Source organism: Pseudomonas sp. KCJK9058, from assembly GCF_046230975.1.
Classification (GTDB): Bacteria; Pseudomonadota; Gammaproteobacteria; order Pseudomonadales; family Pseudomonadaceae; genus Aquipseudomonas; species Aquipseudomonas alloputida.
Genome location: NZ_JBJJLR010000063.1, coordinates 21,435 through 27,851 on the forward strand (window position 1 = coordinate 21,435; position 6,417 = coordinate 27,851).

At 60.8% G+C, this 6,417-nt stretch carries 7 protein-coding genes; 5 read left to right on the plus strand and 2 right to left on the minus strand.

Features of this window, described 5'->3' with window-relative positions:
• The first annotated feature begins 7 nt into the window (after nucleotides 1–7).
• Both ACK59Z_RS23590 and zapE read left to right on the plus strand, forming a co-directional pair.
• A complete protein-coding gene (locus ACK59Z_RS23590; protein WP_047604406.1) occupies nucleotides 8–1,357 on the plus strand; it encodes a tryptophan--tRNA ligase in 1,350 nt (449 codons plus the stop codon).
• 212 nt (nucleotides 1,358–1,569) lie between these two features.
• On the plus strand, nucleotides 1,570–2,664 hold the full coding sequence (gene zapE, locus ACK59Z_RS23595) for a cell division protein ZapE (RefSeq protein ID WP_003251813.1): 1,095 nt from the start codon (nucleotides 1,570–1,572) through the stop codon (nucleotides 2,662–2,664).
• Between the two features lie 106 nt (nucleotides 2,665–2,770).
• Here zapE and ACK59Z_RS23600 read toward each other — a convergent pair whose 3' ends face one another.
• Nucleotides 2,771–3,691, minus strand: a complete 921-nt coding sequence (locus ACK59Z_RS23600) for a GlxA family transcriptional regulator (protein WP_173881439.1) — start codon at nucleotides 3,689–3,691, stop codon at nucleotides 2,771–2,773.
• Between the two features lie 190 nt (nucleotides 3,692–3,881).
• Complete coding sequence (locus ACK59Z_RS23605) at nucleotides 3,882–4,922, minus strand: NADP(H)-dependent aldo-keto reductase (protein ID WP_003251817.1); 1,041 nt, start codon at nucleotides 4,920–4,922, stop codon at nucleotides 3,882–3,884.
• A gap of 258 nt (nucleotides 4,923–5,180) precedes the next feature.
• Here ACK59Z_RS23605 and rplM point away from each other — a divergent pair, with 258 nt between their 5' ends.
• The 3 genes from rplM to ACK59Z_RS23620 form a co-directional block, all read left to right on the plus strand.
• Entirely contained in the window at nucleotides 5,181–5,609 is a 429-nt protein-coding gene (gene rplM, locus ACK59Z_RS23610; protein ID WP_003251819.1) for a 50S ribosomal protein L13, read from the plus strand.
• A gap of 14 nt (nucleotides 5,610–5,623) precedes the next feature.
• On the plus strand, nucleotides 5,624–6,016 hold the full coding sequence (gene rpsI / locus ACK59Z_RS23615) for a 30S ribosomal protein S9 (RefSeq protein WP_003251821.1): 393 nt from the start codon (nucleotides 5,624–5,626) through the stop codon (nucleotides 6,014–6,016).
• Nucleotides 6,017–6,278: 262 nt separating this feature from the next.
• The coding region (locus ACK59Z_RS23620) for a ubiquinol-cytochrome c reductase iron-sulfur subunit N-terminal domain-containing protein (protein WP_409293751.1) at nucleotides 6,279–6,417 on the plus strand (139 nt) is incomplete at its 3' end.

A 6,417-nucleotide genomic window follows, 5' to 3' on the forward strand; every position in this document is an offset into this window, starting at 1 on the left:
AACACCCATGACCACGCGCATTCTTACCGGTATCACCACCACCGGCACTCCGCACCTGGGCAACTACGCCGGCGCCATCCGCCCGGCGATCCGTGCCAGCCAGCAGCCCGGTGTCGACTCGTTCTACTTCCTGGCCGACTACCACGCCCTGATCAAGTGCGACGACCCGCTGCGCATCCAGCGCTCACGCCTGGAAATCGCCGCCACTTGGCTGGCCGGTGGCCTGGACCCGGACAAGGTGACCTTCTATCGCCAGTCCGACATCCCGGAAATCCCCGAGCTGACCTGGCTGCTGACCTGCGTTGCTGCCAAAGGCCTGCTGAACCGTGCGCATGCCTACAAGGCCTCGGTGGACAAGAACGTCGAGAACGGCGAAGACCCGGACGCCGGCGTGACCATGGGCCTGTTCAGCTACCCGGTGCTGATGGCCGCCGATATCCTGATGTTCAACGCCAACAAGGTGCCGGTCGGTCGTGACCAGATCCAGCACGTGGAAATGGCCCGCGATATCGGTCAGCGCTTCAACCATCTGTTCGGTCAAGGCAAGGACTTCTTCGCCTTGCCGGAGGCTGTGATCGAAGAAAGCGTGGCGACCCTGCCGGGCCTGGACGGGCGCAAGATGTCCAAGAGCTATGACAACACCATCCCGTTGTTCACCAGCGCCAAGGACATGAAAGACGCCATCTCGCGCATCGTCACCGATTCGCGCGCGCCCGGTGAGGCGAAAGACCCGGACAACGCGCACCTGTTCACCCTGTACCAGGCCTTCTCGACGCCTGAGCAGTGCGCCGGTTTCCGCGAAGAGCTGCTGCAGGGCCTGGGCTGGGGCGATGCCAAACAGCGCCTGTTCCAGCTGCTGGACGGCCAACTGGCCGAGAAGCGCGAGTACTATCACCAGCTGATCGCCCGGCCGGCGGACCTGGAAGACATCCTGCTGGCCGGCGCTGCCAAGGCCCGCAAGATCGCCACGCCGTTCCTCGAGCAGCTGCGCGAGGCCGTTGGCCTGCGTTCGTTCCGCAGCAGCGTGCAGGCCAGCACCGAGGTGAAGAAGAAGGCTGCCAAGAGCGCACGCTTCGTCAGCTTCCGTGACGAAGACGGCAGCTTCCGTTTCCGCCTGCTGGCCGCCGACGGTGAGCAACTGCTGCTGTCGCGCAGCTTCGCCGACGGCAAGAGTGCGGGCGCCGTGAGCAAGCAGTTGCAGCAGGGGGGCGAGGCCGATGTCCGCATCGAAGGCCTGAGCTTCGGCCTGTGGCTCAATGGCGAGCAGGTTGCCGACGGGCCGCAGTTCGACAACGCTGAAGCCCGTGATGCGGCCATTCAGAGCCTGAACGAAGCCTTGGCACCACAGCAGGACTGAGGCCGCCAAACGGTGGGAGCAACTGTCTTGCTCAATTTCTGAAAGCTGGCGCGATCCGTGTGGGAGCGGGCGTGCCCGCGAAACAGGCGCCGCGGTGCATGGCACCGGCTTTGCCGGTGTTCGCGGGCACGCCCGCTCCCACAGACTGATTGCCATTAAGCGGGCCTGTCGCTACAGTGACGGCCCGTTTTTTGTTGCCTCGCTAACGAATCATGACTCCCTTAGAACGCTATCAAGCAGATCTGAAACGTCCCGACTTCTTCCATGACGCGGCGCAGGAAACTGCGGTGCGTCACCTCCAGCGCCTGTACGACGACCTGGTGCACGCGCAGAACAACAAGCCGGGCGTGTTCGGCAAGCTGTTCGGCAAGAAGGAGCAGACCCCGGTCAAGGGCCTGTACTTCTGGGGTGGGGTGGGGCGAGGCAAGACCTACCTGGTTGATACCTTCTACGAAGCGCTGCCGTTCAAGCAGAAGATGCGTACGCACTTCCACCGCTTCATGAAGCGTGTGCACGAGGAGATGAAAACCCTCAAGGGCGAGAAGAACCCGCTGACCCTCATTGCCAAGCGCTTCAGCGAAGAAGCCAAGGTGATCTGCTTCGACGAATTCTTCGTGTCGGACATTACCGACGCCATGATCCTCGGCACCTTGATGGAAGAGCTGTTCAAGAATGGCGTGTCGCTGGTGGCCACTTCCAACATCGTGCCGGACGGCCTCTACAAGGACGGCCTGCAGCGTGCACGCTTCCTGCCGGCTATCGCCATGATCAAGCAGTACACCGACGTGGTGAACGTCGATAGCGGGGTCGACTACCGTCTGCGTCACCTGGAGCAGGCTGAACTGTTCCACTTCCCACTCGATGACGCGGCGCACCAGAGCATGCGCGCCAGCTTCAAGGCGCTCACCCCTGAGTGCACCCAGGCGATCGAAAACGACGTGCTGATGATCGAGAACCGCCCGATCAATGCCCTGCGTACTTGCGACGACGTCGCCTGGTTTGACTTCCGCGCCCTGTGCGACGGGCCGCGTAGCCAGAACGACTACATTGAGCTGGGCAAGATCTTCCACGCCGTATTGCTGAGCAACGTGGAGCAGATGGGCGTCACCACCGACGACATCGCCCGTCGTTTCATCAACATGGTGGACGAGTTCTACGATCGCAACGTCAAGCTGATCATCTCGGCCGAGGTGGAGTTGAAGGACCTGTATACCGGTGGGCGTCTGAGCTTCGAGTTCCAGCGTACCCTGAGCCGGTTGCTGGAGATGCAATCGCACGAGTTCCTGGCGCGCGCGCACAAGCCCTGACGGCAGCGGCAAGCGTCAGGCGACAAGGAAAGTTCAGGGCAATGCGCGATCCGCTCTGGTTTTTCCTTGTCGCTTCAAGCTCGAAACCTGCCGCTCTGGAAGCCTTTCAGGCTTCCTGCATGAACTGCTGCCGATACTGGTTCGGCGACAACTCGGTGTGTTGGCGGAACAGCCGCGCAAAGAAACTGGCATCGTCATACCCCACCTCGTAACTGATGGTCTTGATGCTCTTGCGCGTACTCGACAACAACCCCTTGGCTGTCTCGATGCGTAACCGTTGCAGGTAATGCAGCGGCTTGTCACCCGTTGCGCCCTGGAAGCGACGCATGAAGTTGCGGATGCTCATGCCGTGGTTGCGGGCCACATCCTCGAAGCGGAACTTGTCGGCGAAGTGTTCCTCCAGCCAGTGCTGGATCTGCAGGATGATCAGGTCCTGGTGCAGTTTCTGCCCGCCAAAGCCCATGCGCCCCGGGGTGTAGTTGCGTTGCACTTCGTAGAGGATATCGCGGGACACTGCACGGGCCACGTTGGCACCGCAGAAGCGTTCGATCAGGTAGATGTACAGGTCGCAGGCCGAGGTTGCACCGCCGGCGCAATAGATATTGTCGGCATCGGTCAGGTGCTTGTCCTGGTTCAGGCGAATCTTCGGGAAGCGTTCGGCAAAGCTGTTGAAGAAGCGCCAGTAGGTGGTCGCTTCCTTGCCATCGAGCAGGCCGGATTCGGCCAGCCAGAACACACCACTGGCCTCGGCGCACAGCACCGCGCCACGCGCGTGCTGTTCACGCAGCCACGGCAGCACCTGTGGGTAACGCTGCAGCAAGTTGTCGAAATCATCCCAGTAGGCCGGGAGGATGATCACATCGGCGTCGTCCAGGCCGCCGTCAACCGGTAACTGCACATTGCTGAAGCTGTCCACGGGCTGGCTGTCGGGGCTCACCAGGCGGATGTCGAACATGGGCTGCAAGCCCAGGCCCAGCTGCTTGCTATAGCGCAGGCTGGCGAGGTGGAAGAAGTCCTTGGCCTGCATCAAGGTCGAAGCGAACACCTTGTCAATGGCCAGGATGCTGACGCGCCGCAGCGACGCTGAGGGTTGGGTAAACATCATTGTCATTGTTCTTATAGGGTAGAGTGGTCAATCACCGGCTGGATCGTCTTATTTTTTGGCGATTGTGTCTACCCCATGTAACAGCGGCGCGAAGCGGGGCGCAGTGTTTGGCTCAAGGCGCCGGGTTGGGCTGCTCCTGATGAATGGCTTCGATCGCTGTCAGCAGATCGGCGCTCAGGTTCAGTTCAAGGCTGGCCAGGTTGCTGTCCAGTTGCTGCAGGCTGGTGGCGCCAATGATGTTGCTGGTCACGAACGGCTGTCGAGTGACGAACGCCAGGGCCATTTGCGCCGGGTCCAGGCCGTGCTCGCGGGCCAGCTGCACGTAGCGGCTGCAGGCCGCCACGGTCTGTGGGTTGGAGTAACGGGCAAAGCGGCTGAACAGGGTCAGGCGTGCATTGTCCGGCCGTGCGCCGTTCTCGTACTTGCCCGAGAGCATGCCGAAGGCAAGCGGCGAATAGGCCAGCAGGCCACACTGCTCGCGTATGGCCACTTCTGCCAGGCCCACCTCGAAGCTGCGGTTGAGCAGGTTGTACGGGTTCTGAATCGATACCGCCCGTGGCCAGCCCCGGCTCTCGGCCAGTTGCAGGAACTTCATGGTGCCCCACGGCGTTTCGTTGGACAGGCCGATGTGGCGGATCTTGCCCGCACGCACCTGCTCGTCGAGCACTTCGAGGGTTTCTTCCAGTGGGGTGAAGTGATCCTGCGGCAGGTGCTGGTAGCCCAGCTTGCCGAAGAAGTTGGTGCTGCGCTCTGGCCAGTGCAACTGGTACAGGTCGATGCGGTCGGTCTGCAGGCGCTTGAGGCTTTCGTCCAGCGCCGCGACGATGTGCTGACGGTTGTGCTTGAGCTGCCCGTCACGGATATGGCTGATGCCGTTGCCCGGGCCTGCAACCTTGCTGGCCAGGATCCACGCGTCGCGGTCGCCATGGTCACGGAACCAGTTTCCGATGATGCGCTCGGTGGCCGCATAGGTCTCCGGGCGGGGAGGGACCGGGTACATCTCGGCGGTGTCGATGAAGTTGACCCCGGCGGCCTTGGCCCGGGCAATTTGCTCGTAGGCCTCGGCCTGGATGTTCTGTTCGCCCCAGGTCATGGTGCCCAGGCACAGGGCGCTGACGTTGAGGTCGGTACGGCCGAGCTGGCGGTATTCCATCGGTTAGTCACTCCTTGGCAATAGAAGCCAATCAAAGCAGGTTGAAATTTTTCGCGCAATCTGGATAATTCAGCCCCTCTCCGCGTGGCGGAAGTGATGCACCATCACGCAGGAAGAACCCCGTCGAACATTGGCGTGCCCGACCCGAGCCCCCAAAAGCGTCTGTGTTCGGCTGCGCGCTTGCCCTTGGCAAGCTGTGCACTATCCAGTAAGATTCGCCGTCTATTTTTCGCTGGGCGGCCTCTGAGGCTTTAGAGAATGAAAACTTTTACTGCTAAACCGGAAACAGTAAAGCGCGAGTGGTTCGTAGTCGACGCCGCTGGCCAGACCCTGGGTCGTCTGGCTACCGAAATCGCTACCCGTCTGCGTGGCAAACACAAACCAGAATACACCCCTCACGTTGACACCGGCGACTACATCGTCGTTATCAACGCCGAGCAGGTTCGTGTGACTGGTGCCAAGTCTTCCGACAAAATGTACTACTCCCACTCCGGTTTCCCAGGCGGTATCAAGGAAATCAACTTCGAGAAGTTGATCGCCAAGGCCCCTGAGCGTGTTATCGAAACTGCGGTCAAAGGCATGCTGCCTAAGAACCCGCTGGGTCGCGACATGTACCGCAAGCTGAAAGTGTACGCGGGTGCTGCTCACCCACACACTGCTCAGCAGCCTCAAGAACTGAAGATCTAACGGGATAGTTCATTATGTCGGCGACTCAAAATTACGGCACTGGCCGTCGCAAGACCGCAACCGCTCGCGTATTCCTGCGTCCGGGTACTGGTAACATTTCCATCAACAACCGTTCTCTGGACGTGTTCTTCGGTCGCGAAACCGCTCGCATGGTTGTTCGCCAGCCGCTCGAGCTGACTGAATCCGTTGAGAAATTCGACATCTACGTCACCGTTTCCGGTGGTGGTGTCAGCGGTCAGGCCGGTGCGATCCGTCACGGTATCACCCGCGCTCTGATGGAATACGACGAAACCCTGCGTGGCGCTCTGCGTCGTGCTGGCTACGTCACCCGCGACGCTCGTGAAGTTGAGCGTAAGAAAGTGGGTCTGCGTAAAGCGCGTAAGCGTCCTCAGTACTCCAAGCGTTAATACCGCTTCGGCAGTCGAAAAAAGCCCGGTTCCTTGGAACCGGGCTTTTTTTTTAGCCTTGAACTAACCTGTCAGCAGTCAGTGGCCGCTTGTCGCATAGACGTAGATCAAGCAAAGCGTGGGTTGTCGCCCTTGCCGGGGTAATCACCTTGTCAGTGTGTGGATTTGTTTCTTACCATGGCGGCCAATTTTTAGTGCCATTGACACAACCTAAGTACAGGCCAGGTCCAACTGGCCAAGCAAGCTGATGGGAGAGGACTGAATGAGCAATGACGGCGTCAACGCAGGCCGGCGCCGCTTCCTCGTAGCCGCGACATCCGTGGTCGGGGCGGCGGGGGCAGGGGGGGCCGCGGGACCGTTCGGGGGGTCATGGGTTCCCAGTGCCCAGGCGAAAGCCGCGG

What these genes read in the sequence shown, in the direction of transcription:
- ACK59Z_RS23590 (WP_047604406.1), top strand. Translation starts at nt 8, where the DNA reads ATGACCACGCGCATTCTTACCGGTATCACCACCACCGGCACTCCGCAC.
- zapE (WP_003251813.1), top strand. Translation starts at nt 1,570, where the DNA reads ATGACTCCCTTAGAACGCTATCAAGCAGATCTGAAACGTCCCGACTTC.
- ACK59Z_RS23600 (WP_173881439.1), bottom strand. Translation starts at nt 3,691, where the DNA reads ATGCAGGCCAAGGACTTCTTCCACCTCGCCAGCCTGCGCTATAGCAAG.
- ACK59Z_RS23605 (WP_003251817.1), bottom strand. Translation starts at nt 4,922, where the DNA reads ATGGAATACCGCCAGCTCGGCCGTACCGACCTCAACGTCAGCGCCCTG.
- rplM (WP_003251819.1), top strand. Translation starts at nt 5,181, where the DNA reads ATGAAAACTTTTACTGCTAAACCGGAAACAGTAAAGCGCGAGTGGTTC.
- rpsI (WP_003251821.1), top strand. Translation starts at nt 5,624, where the DNA reads ATGTCGGCGACTCAAAATTACGGCACTGGCCGTCGCAAGACCGCAACC.